The sequence below is a fragment of the Erwinia sp. HR93 genome, assembly GCF_034555055.1.
Taxonomy (GTDB): domain Bacteria; phylum Pseudomonadota; class Gammaproteobacteria; order Enterobacterales; family Enterobacteriaceae; genus Apirhabdus; species Apirhabdus apintestini.
Genome location: NZ_JAXUDP010000001.1, coordinates 295272 through 311596, shown reverse-complemented (window position 1 = coordinate 311596; position 16325 = coordinate 295272). Strand labels below are relative to the sequence as shown.

Annotated in this window: 11 protein-coding genes; 3 read left to right on the top strand and 8 right to left on the bottom strand. The window is 50.6% G+C overall.

The window, feature by feature from the left end; genetic code table 11:
* Positions 1-312 precede the first annotated feature (312 nt).
* Positions 313-1728 carry a glutamate synthase small subunit gene (locus SFA31_RS01470; RefSeq protein ID WP_322836398.1) on the bottom strand — a complete coding sequence of 472 codons (1416 nt, stop codon included), beginning with the start codon at positions 1726-1728 and terminating at the stop codon, positions 313-315.
* 13 nt (positions 1729-1741) lie between these two features.
* Positions 1742-6199, bottom strand: coding sequence for a glutamate synthase large subunit (gene gltB, locus SFA31_RS01465; RefSeq protein WP_322836397.1), 4458 nt, complete (start codon positions 6197-6199; stop codon positions 1742-1744).
* 669 nt (positions 6200-6868) lie between these two features.
* Here gltB and SFA31_RS01460 point away from each other — a divergent pair.
* The 3 genes from SFA31_RS01460 (at position 6869) to mtgA (ending at position 11899) form a co-directional block, all read left to right on the top strand.
* Complete coding sequence (locus SFA31_RS01460; protein ID WP_322839270.1) at positions 6869-7792, top strand: TIGR01212 family radical SAM protein; 924 nt, start codon at positions 6869-6871, stop codon at positions 7790-7792.
* A 216-nt stretch (positions 7793-8008) separates the two neighbouring features.
* Entirely contained in the window at positions 8009-10357 is a 2349-nt protein-coding gene (arcB, locus tag SFA31_RS01455; RefSeq protein ID WP_322836396.1) for an aerobic respiration two-component sensor histidine kinase ArcB, read from the top strand.
* An 819-nt stretch (positions 10358-11176) separates the two neighbouring features.
* On the top strand, positions 11177-11899 hold the full coding sequence (gene mtgA / locus SFA31_RS01450) for a monofunctional biosynthetic peptidoglycan transglycosylase (protein WP_322836395.1): 723 nt from the start codon (positions 11177-11179) through the stop codon (positions 11897-11899).
* A 31-nt stretch (positions 11900-11930) separates the two neighbouring features.
* Here the strand turns inward: mtgA and yrbL are convergent, their stop codons facing one another.
* The 6 genes from yrbL to rpoN form a co-directional block, all read right to left on the bottom strand.
* Positions 11931-12572: a PhoP regulatory network protein YrbL gene (gene yrbL, locus SFA31_RS01445; RefSeq protein ID WP_322836394.1), complete on the bottom strand. Its 642-nt coding sequence runs from the start codon at positions 12570-12572 to the stop codon at positions 11931-11933.
* 181 nt (positions 12573-12753) lie between these two features.
* Positions 12754-13026: a PTS phosphocarrier protein NPr gene (npr, locus tag SFA31_RS01440; protein WP_322836393.1), complete on the bottom strand. Its 273-nt coding sequence runs from the start codon at positions 13024-13026 to the stop codon at positions 12754-12756.
* Positions 13023-13877, bottom strand: coding sequence for an RNase adapter RapZ (gene rapZ / locus SFA31_RS01435; protein ID WP_322836392.1), 855 nt, complete (start codon positions 13875-13877; stop codon positions 13023-13025). Before rapZ ends, npr begins: the two co-directional genes overlap by 4 nt.
* A gap of 54 nt (positions 13878-13931) precedes the next feature.
* A complete protein-coding gene (gene ptsN / locus SFA31_RS01430; protein WP_322836391.1) occupies positions 13932-14432 on the bottom strand; it encodes a PTS IIA-like nitrogen regulatory protein PtsN in 501 nt (166 codons plus the stop codon).
* A 78-nt stretch (positions 14433-14510) separates the two neighbouring features.
* Positions 14511-14798 carry a ribosome hibernation promoting factor gene (gene hpf, locus SFA31_RS01425; protein WP_322836390.1) on the bottom strand — a complete coding sequence of 96 codons (288 nt, stop codon included), beginning with the start codon at positions 14796-14798 and terminating at the stop codon, positions 14511-14513.
* A gap of 24 nt (positions 14799-14822) precedes the next feature.
* The gene (gene rpoN, locus SFA31_RS01420) at positions 14823-16259 is read right to left on the bottom strand and encodes an RNA polymerase factor sigma-54 (RefSeq protein WP_322836389.1); all 1437 of its coding nucleotides are present in this window, start codon (positions 16257-16259) and stop codon (positions 14823-14825) included.
* Positions 16260-16325 lie beyond the last annotated feature (66 nt).

Genomic DNA, 16325 nt, shown 5'->3' with positions numbered 1-16325 from the left:
CCAGATGAAGGCCGGTATATATCATGATGAGTAAACAACCGAAGCGTTGAATCGTAGCGTTTGCCCGCGCACGCGTCGCGGTGGGCTGGCCCAAATGAAGGCCGGTATATATTGTGATGGGTAAAAGTATCCCTCTTTACTGTCCCTGTCCCTAAACCACTTCCTGAATAAGTCGTTATCGATTCTGTAAGGCCATAGCCTGAAGAATGCTGATGCTGGAATATCTCTGCTGACTCTAAAAAGCCACCTTCTGAGAAGGTGGCTTTTGACTTATAACCGGCTCAAAATACCTACACCCGCGCGAGAGGTGGCTTAAACCTCAAGATAGTTCATGATGCCTTCCGCGGCTTTACGACCTTCAGCGATTGCGGTTACCACCAGATCGGACCCGCGCACGGCATCGCCACCGGCGAAGATTTTTGGGTTACTGGTTTGAAACGCATTATCGTTGAACGCAGGCGCGATAATGCGACCTTGTTGGTCCAATTCGACGCTGTGTTCTTCAAGCCAGTGCATCGCGTGAGGCCGGAAACCGAACGCCATAATTACGGCATCGGCAGAAATAATATGCTCAGAGCCTGGAACAATTTCCGCACGCTGGCGGCCGTGCCGATCCGGCTCGCCCATGCGAGTTTGCGCGGCCAAAACACCGCTAACGCCGCCGTGTGCGTTGAGCTCAATGCCCAGCGGCTGCACGTTAAACTGAAATTCAACGCCTTCCTCGCGCGCATTTTTTACCTCGCGCTTTGAACCCGGCATATTTTCTTCATCGCGGCGATAAGCGCAGATAACGTGGCTGGCCCCTTGACGAATCGCGGTGCGTACGCAATCCATTGCCGTGTCGCCGCCGCCCAGCACAACGACACGTTTGCCTTGCAGGTTAACGTAGGGCGCGGCATCGTCGTTGAATCCCATCAGTTGCTTTGTATTAGCAACCAGGAAAGGCAGTGCGTCGTAAACGCCCGCGGCGTCTTCATTATCCAGCCCGCCGCGCATAGACTGATAGGTGCCGACGCCTAAAAATACGGCGTCATATTCCGCCAGCAGTGCGTCAAAAGCGACATCGCGGCCGACGTCAGTATTCAGCTGGAATTCGATTCCCATTGCGGAAAATATTTCTCGCCGCCGTACCATGACCTCTTTTTCTAATTTGAATGACGGAATACCGAATGTGAGTAATCCGCCAATTTCAGGGTGTCTATCGTAGACGACGGCTTTTACGCCAGCGCGGGTGAGGACATCCGCACAGGCAAGGCCCGCCGGCCCGGCGCCGATAACCGCCACGCGCTTACCCGTTGGCTGGACGCCGCTTACATCGGGCCGCCAGCCCATTTCAAAGGCTTTATCGTTAATGTAGCGTTCGATATTACCAATAGTTACGGCACCGAACTCATCATTAAGCGTGCAGGCACCTTCACACAATCTGTCTTGTGGGCAGACACGCCCACAAACTTCCGGCAGCGTGTTCGTCTGATGCGAAAGCTCTGCCGCCTCAATAATTCGCCCCTCATTGGCAAGCTTCAGCCAGTTAGGAATGTAGTTATGAACCGGACATTTCCATTCGCAATAAGGATTCCCGCAGGCGAGACAGCGATCCGCCTGCGCTTTTACCTGCCCGTCGGAAAAGGGTTCATAGATTTCAACGAACTCGATTTTCCGCAGTTTAAGCGGTTTTTTAGGCGGATCGACGCGCTGCAGATCGATAAATTGATATACATTTTGGCTCATAGTCGCCTCCTCCTCACTGCGCCAGTACCCGCAGCTCGGCTGCGGAACGGCTGCGATGGCCCAGTAGCGCGTTGACATCGCTGGACTTTGGTTTTACCAGGGCAAATCGCGCAGCGAAGGCCGGCCAGTTTGCCAGGATCTCTTCGCCGCGCTGGGAGCCAGTGTAATGTACGTGTTCGGTGATAAGCCCGCGCAGGTGCTCTTCATGGATAGCCAGGTCTGCCGCCTGAAGCACCTCAACCAGTTCACTATTAACGCGTTTGCGGAATTCGCCGTCTTCATCCAGCACATAGGCGAAGCCGCCCGTCATCCCGGCGCCGAAATTCACGCCGGTGCGGCCAATAACGCAGACAATGCCGCCGGTCATATACTCACAGCCATTGTCGCCGATACCTTCAACGACGGTGATAGCGCCAGAGTTACGAACGGCAAAGCGTTCACCTGCACAACCAGCGGCGTATAAACGCCCGCCGGTAGCACCATAAAGACAAGTATTGCCGATTATGCTGGCTTCATTAGTACGGAATGCAGAGCCAATTGGTGGTCGTAATGTGATAAGACCGCCGGCCATGCCTTTGCCCACATAGTCATTTGCATCGCCGGTAAGGTGCAGTTCGACGCCGCCGGCATTCCAGACGCCGAAGCTTTGCCCAGCCGTCCCTGAAAAATGCGCTTTAACGGGCGTGCCTGCCAGACCCTGATCGCCGTAATGTTGTGCAATATAACCAGAAAGCGCGGCGCCGACCGCGCGATCGGTATTTCGAATATCAAACCAGAAAGTTTTACTTTGTTGAGCATCGATGAAGGGACGGGCCTGCTCAAGGAGCCGGGCGTTAAGTTCGCCTTTGTCAAAGGGTGGGTTGGTTTCCGTACAATACGGCGCTTTGCCGGACAGCGGTTCAACCGTTTCCAGGAGCGGTGACAGATCGAGCTTTTGCTGCCTGGCCGTATAACCATCAAGGAGCGTTAATAAATCGGTTCGCCCAATCAGGTCGACAAGCCGCTTAACGCCAAGCTGCGCCATTAGTTCGCGCGTTTCCTGAGCGATAAACTGAAAATAGTTGGTCACTTTAAAGGGCAGCCCGTGAAAATGATTTTTGCGCAGCTTTTCATCCTGAGTGGCTACGCCGGTTGCGCAGTTGTTGAGATGGCAGATGCGTAGGTATTTGCACCCGAGCGCGACCATCGGACCGGTGCCGAAACCAAAGCTTTCCGCCCCAAGGATTGCGGCTTTGATAATATCCAGCCCGGTTTTTAAACCACCATCCACCTGCAGGCGGATTTTATGACGTAACCCGTTTGAAACCAGCGCCTGCTGCGTTTCTACCAGCCCCAGTTCCCATGGACAGCCTGCGTATTTGACCGACGTTAACGGGCTGGCGCCGGTGCCTCCGTCGTAACCTGCGATGGTAATGAGATCGGCATACGCTTTAGCAACGCCCGTTGCAATAGTGCCGACGCCCGGTTCCGATACCAGTTTGACGGAAATCATGGCCCGCGGATTGACCTGCTTCAGGTCGAAAATAAGCTGAGCCAAATCTTCAATCGAATAGATGTCGTGATGCGGTGGCGGCGAGATTAACGTGACTCCCGGTACGGAATAGCGCAATTTCGCGATATAAGGCGTGACTTTATCTCCGGGAAGCTGGCCGCCTTCGCCGGGCTTGGCTCCCTGCGCCACTTTAATCTGGATAACATCCGCGCTGGCCAGATAGGAGGGCGTGACGCCAAAGCGACCCGAAGCGACCTGTTTTATCCGGGATACTTTATGAGTGCCATAACGGGCGGGGTCTTCGCCCCCTTCCCCTGAATTGGAGAACCCCCCCAGGTTGTTCATCGCTTCCGCCAGCGATTCATGCGCCTCGGGGCTTAGGGCGCCGATGGACATGGCTGCAGTATCAAAACGCGTGAATAATGCGCTGGATGGCTCTACATCGTCGGAAGAGACGCCTTCTTCTGGCGGAGATAACGCCAAAAGATCGCGCAGCGTAGCCGCAGGCCGCTGGTTCACCAGGCGCGCATAGGCCTTATAGTCCTGATAATCACCGCTTTGTACCGCCTTTTGCAGTGACTGTACGACATCAGGATTGTAAGCGTGGTATTCGCCATTATGGACATATTTTAATAGACCGCCCTGGTCAAGCGGCTTACGTGCCAGCCAGGCGCGCTTCGATAAATTAAGCAAGTCTTGCTGGAAATCGCTGAAGCAGGCGCCGCCTATTCTGCTGACTACGCCAGCGAAGCAGAGATCGCTAACGCTGCGCGACAGTCCAACCGCCTCGAAGAGTTTTGCGCACCGGTAAGAGGCTATTGTCGAGATGCCCATCTTCGACATGATTTTATAAAGCCCTTTATTTATGCCGTTGCGGTAATTGAGCATAACGGTGCGGTAAGGCTTATTAATTGCGCCGCTATCTGCCATCTGGGCCAACGTCTCGTAAGCGAGATAGGGATAGACCGCCGTAGCGCCAAAGCCCAGCAAAACAGCGAAATGGTGCGGGTCGCGACAGCTAGCGGTTTCAACAATAATGTTTGCGTCACAGCGCAGATTTTTGTCAACCAGCCGGGTTTGAATCGCACCAACCGCCATCGGTGCCGGGACGGGTAAACGGTTGGGGGCAATATTGCGATCGGAAAGTACCAGCAGCACGGTACCGTGGTGAACCATGCGCTCTGCTTCATCACAGAGCGCGGTTATCGCTGTGGCAAGAGAGGCTTGTGAGCTATCAAAGGTGATATCCAGCGTATCTGCGCGATAGTGGGTTTCATCCAGAGTGACGAGCTGATGAAAATCTGAGTAGAGGAGTACGGGCGATTTAAAGCTCAGGCGGTGAGCCTGGCCCTCTGCTTCGCAAAAGACGTTCATTTCGCGGCCGATATTTGTCGCAAGCGACATGACATGCGCTTCACGCAGCGGGTCTATCGGTGGGTTAGTTACCTGGGCGAATTGCTGGCGAAAGTAGTCATAGATGATTCGCGGCTGGCTGGAAAGCACGGCAAATGGGGTATCGTCACCCATTGATCCCACGGCTTCCTGACCATTCTCGCCAAGGACGCGAAGGATACTTTCTAATTCTTCGCTGCTGTAATTGAACTGTTTTTGAAAACTTGCCAGGCGATTGTCGTTCATTTCCCGGGCGCCGACGCGATCGTCCGGTAACTCTTCAAAAGGCACCAGCCGACGAACGTTTTTCTCCATCCATGTTTGATAGGGATGGCGGCTTTTTAAGTCGTTATCCGTTTCTGCTGAGTGGAGAATATGACCGGCACGGGTATCGATAACCATCAGTTCGCCGGGACCGACGCGCCCTTTTTCTACCACCTCATCGGGCTGGTAATCCCAGATGCCCACTTCAGAAGCGCAGGTGAGCAATTTATCTTTCGTAATCACATAGCGCGCGGGGCGCAGGCCATTGCGATCTAAGCTACACGCGGCGAAGCGGCCGTCTGAAAGCACAATGCCTGCAGGGCCATCCCAGGGCTCCATATGCATGGAGTTAAAATCAAAGAAGGCGCGCAGTTCTGGGTCCATGTTGGGATTATTCTGCCAGGCCGGTGGTACCAGAAGGCGCATGGCGCGCACGATATCCATTCCGCCGCTAAGCAGCAGCTCCAGCATATTATCCAGCGAGCTGGAGTCCGATCCGGTTTCATTAACGAACGGCGCGGCGTCCTGAAGGTCGGGAATAAGCGGGGTTTTAAATTTATATGTGCGCGCTTTTGCCCACTGGCGGTTGCCGGTAATCGTATTAATTTCGCCGTTATGCGCCAGATAGCGGAATGGCTGCGCCAGCGGCCAGCGCGGCACAGTATTAGTGGAAAAACGCTGATGGAACAGGCAGATGGCCGATTCTAGCCTCAAATCGCCGAGGTCGAGATAGAAGCGCGGCAGGTCTGCTGGCATGCACAGGCCTTTGTAAATATTGACCAGGTTAGACAGGCTGCAGACATAGAAGTCTTTATCATCAATACGTTTTTCAATGCGTCGGCGGGCGATAAACAGGCGCCGCTCCATATCACGCGGGCGCCACCCTGCAGGCGCGTTAACATAGATTTGGGCGATATGGGGAAGTGATGAAAGCGCAATGGTACCCAGCACATCGGTATTCACCGGCACCTCGCGCCAGCCGACGATGGATAGCGTTTCGCGCTGAAGCTCTTCTTCGACAATTTGACGGCACGCCTGTGCAATGGTGTGATCCTGGCTTAGGAATAGCATTCCAACAGCATAGTTTTTCGCCAATCGCCAGCCGTGTTCTTCCGCAATCAGACGAAAAAAACGGTCGGGTTTTTGTAACAGCAAGCCGCAGCCATCGCCGGTTTTACCATCGGCCAAAATCGCGCCCCGATGCTGCATACGAGCAAGGGCGTGAATCGCGGTACGGACAACTTTATGGCTTGGTTCGCCTTCTATATGGGTTATCAACCCAAAGCCACAGTTATCTCTTTCGAGAGACTTATCGTACAACATTGCGGTGAACCTCCCCAGGCTCTGCGGATCTCCGGTGGTGCAGGCAGATGGATGTCTCGGCAGAGCGACAAATAAGCGTGGAGATTGACGCTGATGCTGTCGCTCTGCCTGAGATCATCGCTGCGAGATACAAGCGTTGAGGACTTGTTCCGGGTGATCGAGACTACTGCATAAATATGATGGAGTCGTTTCCCATCTGAATTGCTTCCAGTGAGATCTCAACTTATCGATAAAGCCAATTCAGGTCAAATGGCGTACAGATAAAGCGATGGAAAACATTAATCGCATTAATCTTTTGTTTTTAAATAGGTTTATCCATCTTGGCAGGCTATTTTTTCTTAGGGAACGATGCGGGAGAGTGTGATCGCTCTCACTGTTTAACGGGGGAGTAATTTTATTATCGTGCTGATATTTTCATTAGTAATGGCGGATTATGCTGTTTGTAGCGAACTGATTGTTTTTTGTCTCTGTTTTTAGCGATTACAGAAAATCTTAATGGCGTGAGATGAAGATTAAAAAAAATCATAGTGCATTGTGCATATATAAGCATTTATTTGAGATTTAAATTCATATGGATGTGCGCAGGCTGACGAATATGATCCACGTCATCGCCGATAAAATGAGAAGATGGCAGGCTGGCCCCCCGTTTTACAGGCCAGCGACCAGATTATGCAGTTACAGAAATTAGTCAATATGTTTGGCGGCGATCTCCAGCGGCGCTATGGAGAAAAGGTCCATAAACTGACCCTGCACGGTGGATTTTCGTGCCCAAACCGGGACGGCACGTTAGGGCGAGGAGGATGTACATTTTGCAATGTCGCCTCGTTCGCCGATGAGGCCCAGCAATACCGCTCCATTAGCGACCAACTGGCGTACCAGGCGAGCCGCGTTAATCGCGCCAGGCGCTATCTCGCCTATTTTCAGGCCTATACCAGTACTTTTGCCGAAGTTGAAGTACTACGTGCAATGTATCAGGAAGCCATCGGTCAGGCCGATATTGTGGGGTTATGCGTCGGTACGCGTCCCGATTGCGTGCCCGATAGCGTGCTCGGTTTACTCTCTGATTATCGCGAGCAAGGTTATGAGGTCTGGCTGGAGTTGGGTTTGCAAAGCGCGCAGGATAAAACGCTGCACCGTATTAATCGCGGGCATACCTTTGCCTGTTATCAGGAGGCAACCCGGCGTGCCCGGGCGCGCGGAATAAAAGTGTGTACGCATCTGATTGTCGGTTTACCCGGGGAGCAGCGCCAGCATTGCCTGGAGACGCTGCAGAAAGTGGTTGATACCGGCGTAGACGGTATCAAACTGCACCCGCTACACATCGTTACGGGAAGTATTATGGCTAAGGCCTGGCTAGCCGGGCGTTTACAGGCTATTTCGCTGGATGAGTATACACAGGCGGCGGGAGAAATGATCCGCGCGACGCCCGTTGATGTGGTGTATCACCGGATTTCTGCCAGCGCCAGGCGACCAACGCTACTGGCGCCGCTCTGGTGCGAGAATCGCTGGACCGGTATGGTGGCGCTTGATGCCTGGCTACGTGAGCATGGGGTTCAGGGCGCTGCGCTGGGACAGCCGTGGCGTTTGCCATAAACCATAAATAGTCGGACCATCTCGGATAAGGCGTTGCGTTATGCACTTTAGCTATCTTTAACAGGCAGAGATAGCCGAAATCTGCCGGTTCATGTGTGGGGAATGATTGCAAATCTCTGATTTCGTGATTTCAGCCACCCCTCTATTTTTACCTTTCTGCAACTCCTGCCGATTTCAGTATATGATTGAACTCTGATCGCGGCGCAGGAGCCTTCCATGAAGCAAATACGGAAACTGGCACAATATTATGTGGACCTAATGATGAAATTGGGGCTGGTCCGCTTCTCTTTATTACTGGCCCTGGTGCTGGTAATGCTGGCGATGGTCGTACAAATGGCTGTCACGATGCTGCTTCGGGGGCAAGTTGAAAGCATTGATGTCATACGATCTATTTTCTTTGGATTGCTGATTACGCCCTGGGCCGTTTATTTTTTGTCCATTGTGGTTGAGCAGCTTGAAGAATCACGTCAGCGTCTGTCGCGACTGGTAGAGAAGCTGGAAGAAATGCGTGAACGCGATCTCCGATTAAATGTTCAGTTAAAAGACAATATTACCCAGCTTAATCAAGAGATTAGTGAGCGAGAAAGGGCTGAGGCCGAACGGCATAAGATGTTGGAGCAGTTGCAAGTTGAAATGACGGAGCGTAAAGAAACGCAGATACGCCTTGAACAACAATTCTCTTTTTTACGCTCCTTTTTAGATGCCTCTCCTGATTTAGTCTTTTATCGGAATGAAGATAAGGAATTTTCTGGCTGCAACCGCGCAATGGAGTTGCTGACAGGGAAAAGCGAAAGGCAGCTCATCGGCCTGAAACCGCATGAAGTCTATACGGACGAAGCCGCGGTGAAGGTGATTGAAACGGACGAAAAAGTATTTCGCCATAATGTGTCACTCACTTACGAACAATGGCTGGATTATCCGGATGGCCGTAAGGCTTGTTTCGAAATTCGTAAAGTTCCCTATTACGATCGGGTAGGTAAACGCCACGGATTAATGGGGTTTGGGCGTGATATTACCGAACGCAAACGGTATCAGGATGCTTTAGAGCGCGCCAGCCGCGATAAGACAACGTTCATTTCTACGATTAGCCATGAACTGAGAACGCCGCTAAACGGAATCGTTGGATTAAGCCGCATTCTGATGGATACCGATCTCACGTCTGAGCAGGAAAAGTACCTGAAAACTATCCACGTTTCCGCCGTAACGTTAGGCAATATCTTTAATGATATTATCGACATGGATAAAATTGAACGGCGTAAAGTCCAACTTGATAATCAGCCCGTCGATTTTACCGGTTTTCTGGCGGATCTCGAAAATCTTTCGGGGTTGCAGGCGCAGCAAAAGGGGCTGCGCTTTATTTTGGAAGCTTCCCAGCCGTTGCCGCATAAAATTCTGACGGATGGCACCCGATTGCGTCAGATCCTCTGGAACTTAATCAGCAATGCCGTGAAATTTACCCAGCAGGGCCAGGTTATCGTACGTGTCCGATACGAAAGTAACGGTATTTTGCACTTTGATGTTGAAGATTCTGGTATTGGTATTCCTCAGGAAGAACAGGACAAAATTTTTGCGATGTATTACCAGGTGCACGGTAGTAGCGGTGGAAAACCTGCTACAGGTACGGGAATCGGGCTTGCCGTATCGCGGCGTCTCGCGAAAAGTATGGGCGGGGATATTTTAGTACACAGCCAGCCCGGTCATGGCGCGACGTTTAGTCTTACCGTGCAGGCGCCTCAGATTGCAGAAGATGTCGATGACATGCTGATGGATGACGATATGCCATTACCCGCTCTGCACGTGCTTTTGGTCGAGGATATTGAATTAAATGTGATAGTGGCGCGCTCGGTTCTTGAGAAACTGGGCAATAGCGTTGAGGTTGCTATGACCGGCAGCGCAGCGCTGGATATGTTTACGCCCGGTGAGTTTGACCTTGTACTGTTGGATATTCAGCTACCTGATATGACCGGCCTGGATATTTCACGCGAGCTGCATCAGCGTTATGCCAGTGATGAGCTGCCGCCGCTGGTGGCTTTGACGGCTAATGTACTCAAAGATAAAAAAGAGTATCTCGATGCCGGGATGGATGATGTGTTAAGCAAACCGTTAGCGGTGCCAGCATTGACAGCGATGATTAAAAAATTCTGGGATGTTCAGGCGGAAGCTGCTGAATCAGTTGAAAAATTTCAGGCGCAGTCTGTGGGTGAAAAGCCACAATCACTGCTGGATTTGCCGATGCTGGAGCAATATATAGAATTAGTAGGTCCAAAGTTGATATACGATGGCTTAGAGATGTTTGAAAAAATGATGCCGGGCTATTTAAGCGTTCTGGAATCTAACCTTACAGCGCGCGACCAAAAGGGCATTGTAGAGGAAGGGCACAAAATTAAAGGCGCTGCCGGTTCTATTGGGCTACGTCATTTACAGCAGTTGGCGCAACAGATCCAATCTCCTGATTTGCCAGCATGGTGGGACAAGGTGGGTGATTGGGTTGATGAGTTAAAGCAGGAATGGACGCATGATGTGGCGGTATTGAAACAGTGGGTGGCGGGGGCTGATAAAAAATGACCCCGGCGAGGCCGGGGTGCGCGAATATTGCGCCAACACCAGGGAAATCTTGGCGCTGCTGTTTTATACATTATGGTGTAAGAGTAGCAACGCCTTCACAAGGGGGCTGTCATCCAGCCCATAAGATAGCAGATTCTGAGCGACTTGTTACCCGAATCAGTAAAATATGTGAAGTATAACATCCTAATTAAAAATTTTTATCCGCCTTTTTTTGGTTAGGAAAAGAGGATAAATGTATATCCAGAGTAACGTATTCTACCGCGAAACTCTCTCATATGGCAGCTATTAAGCAGCAAAAAGCAATAAATACTCAAAGAGCAGTCTTTTCTATTCATCTGGGTTAATAGACGCGATCTTTACTGAAACTAAAGGTGGGCTAATCAATTAACTCTAACGGTTCTCATATCTCGAAACCATAACGCCGTGTAGTAAGGTGCTTACGTCAATATTACCCATGTTTTTCTTAACCCAGCCTCATGCGAATAATTTAGATGCGCTAATTATCCGCAATCAGCAAAAACTACTAAGAATCCTAGTCTTTTTGGTGCTGCCGACAGCGAGTGTACCGTAGAACGTCCGCGGGGGGAACCAATTCACATCTTCATCACATAGAAAATCACTAACCAGCTAAGCCCGCTATGAGCAACGGTATTACACATTCCTTGCATGTTGTGCGTCTGATTTTCATGCAAAATAACGCAGGTGGATAATGAAGTATCGGATAATATTGCTATAAAGTAGCACGGTGGGATGGTAGTTGTAGGCCAACCGTGTAGTGCGGAGTAAGAGCATCAGAGGATAGGATAACAGGCCACAATAATGAAGAGACGGCGCGGGGGAGCATATTCCCGTCTAAAGAAGGGTGTTATTTATATATTGCTAAGCATTATTTTGCTTTGGGGGGTCTGTATTGCTGCATTTAGCCTGCTTCCCGTTCCTTTTTCGGCGGTTATGCTACAGAAGCAATTTAGTGCCTGGTTTTCAGGAAATTTTCAATACGTTGCCCATTCCAAATGGGTTGAGATGGATAAAATCTCTCCCTGGATGCCTTTGGCTGTTATTGCCGCTGAGGATCAGTCTTTTCCCTCTCACTGGGGGTTTGATGTTGCTTCAATTCAACGCGTTATAAAAGGCGCTGATGAAGAAAAACGCCTGCGCGGTGCTTCTACACTTTCTCAGCAAACGGCGAAAAATTTAATGTTATGGAACGGACGAAGCTGGGTGCGTAAAGGACTGGAAGCTGGTCTAACTTGTGGTATTGAGCTAGCCTGGACTAAGCGTCGAATCCTAACCGTATATCTTAATATCGCAGAGTTTGGCGAGGGGGTTTTTGGGGTGCAGGCGGCGTCCATGCATTATTTTCATAAGCCTGCAAGCCGCCTGACTCAACCTGAAGCTGCGTTACTGGCGGCGGTATTACCTAATCCGCTGCGCTTTAAAGTTAACCGCCCTTCGGGATATGTACTGCAGCGGCAGCAATGGATTTTACGACAAATGCGCCAGCTAGGCGGGCGGGTTTTCTTAACGCGCAACCGGCTCTGAATATAGCCGGTTGGTGTGTATTATTGCCGTATTAGTTCATGAGGCCGCTGGTGTGAGGAACGTTATCCACTGGCATGGGATTTGAGGCTCCAGGTATAGAAGCCGCATCTCTCAATAGCGGTTCCTTAATAAAACGCTGCCACTGGCGCGCCTGCTTCTTCCTGCAAAACCATCCGGACCAAGTGGCCAGAGGAATAAGCGTCGCTTCACCAATGTTATCAACGACGACGGGAATGATTTCTTTTTCACTGACCCGGCGGCACAGGATATTTTGAGATTTCAGATTCATTGTGACAATGCGATTGCGGGACAGCCAGTATTTCAGCGCGAAGAGTACATTACGTAATGTCCGCGTATCGCCTGTTTCTCGGCACTCCCGGGCAAAGTCGGTCAGAGAAATCGATGGTTTTCCATCATAATCGCGAACAATGTCGTAGACATAACCCGTGCCCAGATCTGTTTCAACGCTACCATGATAAGCAGGAATACCGGACCAGTCTTTAAGCTGTTGCGCCAGACGAGCATAGTATTTGAGTTCGCGCAGTAGTTCTTTGTCTCCTCCACTTTCCTGGTTGTAAACTATCTTGATACAACTCGTGGGATCGGTTGGATGGAGATAGCATTTTCGGTGCCGTCCAGTGCCCAATGGCGTATGGTTTGAGAGTAGGATCATGGTTGCCTTCCTGTCACAATACGTTACAAACTGCTGCGTAATATTCAGTATGGCAAGGGAACTTCAATGGCGGTTCAACGGTCGTGAGGTAGTGAGTGTAAAGGCGCGTTGGGTAGCAAAACCGCACTTTTTCACCAAAATTACTAGCATTTAATGCAAAAAGTGGAGATTTAGAGGCTATTTAATCTTCATCAAATCCCGCATCAAAGAGTGCGATGACGGCTTCCATAACTTCTTGCTCCTGAGGGCCACTGGCTTCAATTTCAATTTGCCCTCCCTGCGCAGAATCCAGCATTAAAAGAGCAATAACACTACTGGCTTCGGCTTCTGTGCCGGCTTCATTGCGTAGAAGAACATTTGCATCATAAGTTTGAACCAATTCAAAGAGTTTCATAGCTGGCCGCGCATGCATGCCAAGGCGGTTAGTAATTTTAACGGTTTTTCTCAAAGTCATGATTTACGTTTTTCCAGTGTACGATGCCGTGATTGTACATTCTTGCCGCGCGATCGGAAGTAATCAGCGAGCTGCTCCGCAATGTAAACAGAGCGATGCTTACCTCCCGTGCAGCCAATGGCGACGGTTAGGTAACTGCGGTTGTTGGTTTCCAGCATTGGGAGCCACAGTTCGAGGTAACTGCGGGTTTGATAGATAAAGTTGTGTACTTCGGTATGACGATCGAGAAAGGCCGCAACGGGTTTATCCAGGCCAGTCATTGGACGTAATTTAGGATCCCAGTGTGGGTTAGGGAGAAAGCGGACATCAAATACATAGTCGGCGTCAATGGGAATGCCGTGCTTAAAGCCAAACGATTCAAAAACCATCGTTAGTTCGCGTTCACGCTTGCCCAGCAGGCGCGTACGCAGCATCTCCGCCAGCTCGTGGACGGACATCTCTGAGGTATCCACGATAAGGTCGGCGCGGGAGCGCAGGGGCTCCAGCAGATCGCTTTCCCTGTCGATTGCACTTTCCAGAGAGAGGTTTTTACTGGATAGGGGATGCAGACGCCGTGTGTCGCTGTAGCGACGAATCAGGGTATTACGATCTGCGTCCAGAAACAGAAGCTGCGGCGAAAATCCTGGGGGCAGATGGCCCATTGCCTGTTCAAATATTTCGGGTGATTCCGGCATATTACGCACATCAATACTGACTGCCGCAGAAATTTCTCGGGTGGCGAGTTCCTGCGCCAGAGCGGGTAGAAGTACGACCGGCAAATTGTCTACGCAGTAAAACCCCATATCCTCCAGCGCGCGTAAAGCCACAGATTTGCCTGAGCCAGAGCGACCGCTGACAATCATCAGCACCATGTGCAATTTCTCCCCAAATGGCCGTCCATCGTATAACCAATACGAATGACAACCTTAACTTAATTCACCGTCATTAATATTATGAATATCTTCAGTAATAATTTGGTATAGCTCTTCATCGCTTTGCGCTGCGCGCAGCCGCTTGCAAATAGCTTTATCTGCCAGACGTTTTGCAACCAGAGAAAGCGTATGCAAATGCGTTTTGGTCTGATCCGCAGGCACCAGTAAAGCAAATAGCAGATCGACAGGCTGATTGTCGATAGCATCGAATGCGATGGGTGTTTCCAATTTAATGAATACCCCGACAGCGCGCAGCGTATCTTCTTCCAGTTTTCCGTGAGGAATGGCGATACCGTTACCGATACCCGTACTGCCCATACGTTCGCGGGTGAGCACTGCATCAAAAACGATTTGAGGCGCCAGCCCAAGCTGTTTTGCCGCCAAATCGCTAACGATTTCCAGCGCGCGTTTCTTACTTTGGCACTGGACATTGTTGCGGGTACATTCCTGGTTAAGGACACTACTCAATTGCAGAGTTAAATCATTGTTTGTCATAATTTCACCTAAGCTTTCTGCGTCTGCGGCCCGTCAGTTTATTCTGACGGGCCGCAGAAGAAGAGATGCCCGGACAATTTAATGTTGTTTTAGTTTATCTTTATGTTTATTTAGCTGGCGCGCCAGCTTATCCAACAAGCCATCCAGTGCGGCGTACATATCCTGCCCTTCCGCGCTGGCATGCAACTCCCCGCCGTTTACGTGTAGCGTTGCGTCAGCAAGGTGCGCCACCTTCTCGACCTTCAACACTATATAAACCTGGTTTATCCGTTCAAAATACTGCTCCAGTTTGCTGAACTTCGTATTAATGAAGCTGCGCAAGGCATCGGTGATTTCGACGTTTTGTCCAGTGATGTTGAGTTGCATAGCGCCTTCCTTATCAGGTTGAGGTCAAACCAGTTGTTTACGCTGGTTGGACGGAGGAATTGATAAAGACTCTCGGTATTTAGCGACGGTGCGACGCGCCACAATGATTCCTTGTTCAGAAAGCATAGCGGTAAGTTTACTATCGCTCAGCGGTCTGGCTGGATTTTCCGCAGCAATAAGTTTTTTTACCAGTGCGCGAATAGCGGTTGACGAAGCCTCACCGCCATTTTCTGTATTCACATGGCTTGAGAAAAAATATTTAAGTTCAAAGATGCCCCTCGGGCTGTGAAGATATTTTTGCGTAGTCACCCGGGAGATGGTCGATTCATGCATATCCACCGCTTGCGCGATATCCGCGAGTACCATGGGCTTCATATGTTCCTCGCCGTGTTCAAAAAAGGCCTGCTGTTGGGCGACGATACATCGGCTTACGCGCAGCAGCGTATCATTAAGGCTTTCCAGGCTTTTTATGAGCCAGCGCGCTTCCTGTAAATTGCTACGGATAAACTGATTATCGCTGGCGTTATGTGAGCTATTACACATTGCGGCATAGTGCTGATTAATGCTTAAGCGGGGCAGGCTATCGTCATTGAGCTCCACCACCCATGCGCCCTGAATTTTGCGCACCAGCACATCGGGAATGACATATTCGGGTTCTGCGGTTTGAATCGACAGCCCTGGACGCGGGTCTAATGCTTGAATGAAATCGACCGCATTTTTGAGCACATCTTCTTTCAGCCGGGTTGCACGCATTAGCGCACGGAAGTCATGGTTTGCCAGTAAAGAAAGGTATTCATCAACGATATGATGGGCTTCTGGCAGATAAGGAGTTTCCGGGCTAAATTGCGATAATTGTACTAACAGGCAGTCACGCAGGTCGCGGGCAGCAACGCCGACGGGATCAAAACGCTGAATTCGCTTAAGAACGGCGGTTACTTCTTCCAGCGTTATTTCGTCGTCACCAATACTGTCGCGAATATCTTCGAGTGAGATAGTGAGATAACCTGTGTCATCTACGGCGTCGACAATGGATGTTGCGATTGCCGCATCCGTTTCAGAAAACGGCGTCAGTGAAACTTGCCACATCAGGTAATCCTGCAGGCTTTGCGTTGTTTCACCCTGATAAATAGGAAGCTCGTCGTCACTGTAGTCGGCGCCTGCACCGGCAGGGGCACCGGCGGTATAAATTTCTTCCCAACTGGTATCCAGGGGGAGTTCATCTGGCATGTCTTTTTGCTCAAGCGCATCAAGGCTATCCAGCGGTTCTTCTTCTTCGCGCGGTTCCTGAATATCTACTTCGCCATTAGGCTCAGATTGCTCCAGAAGCGGGTTGCTTTCCAGCGCCTGCTGAAGCTCTTGCTGTAACTCCAGCGTTGAAAGCTGCAGCAGGCGTATGGCCTGTTGCAACTGTGGCGTCATAGCAAGCTGTTGGCTCAGTTTGAGCTGCAAACCCTGCTTCATATTCAGAGCGAATGTCCTCAGGTTAATGTGTCGTTACGTTAGTCCCTGAAGTCACACCCCCATACT